The following is a 338-nucleotide window of genomic DNA, read 5'->3' on the forward strand; positions in this document are numbered from 1 at the left end:
CACCCAGTGCGGATCATCCCGGATCACGTTGCGTGCCGCTTCCAGCAGATTGATTTTCTTCGGCGTCATCTCAGGCTCCTAAATGTGAAAGAGCCCCCAGTTTAACGTGGAGGCCCTTTCTTGTCAACTTTTAATTACTACTATCAGTTCTTCTTGCTCAATCCGTCGAGGAATCTGATGGCCGCGTCCTGAGCGTGCTTCCCGACTTCAGTGCTCAGTACGTCACGCCCGGCTCCGATGGCAGCAGCCGTGCGCAGAGTGTCACCCGAGGGTGAGAGCAGGGCGCAAATAGCGGCTACTGACACGACAGAGCCCCAAATCTTCAGCCACTTGATAAA

1 protein-coding gene is annotated in these 338 nt (G+C 54.7%); it reads right to left on the reverse strand.

Features of this window, described 5'->3' with window-relative positions:
* Positions 1-143 precede the first annotated feature (143 nt).
* On the reverse strand, positions 144-338 hold a 195-nt coding region (locus AC1RPT_RS07855; protein ID WP_481762995.1), incomplete at its 5' end, for a hypothetical protein.

This window comes from Dellaglioa sp. CoH-56-MRSF-11, assembly GCF_056782135.1.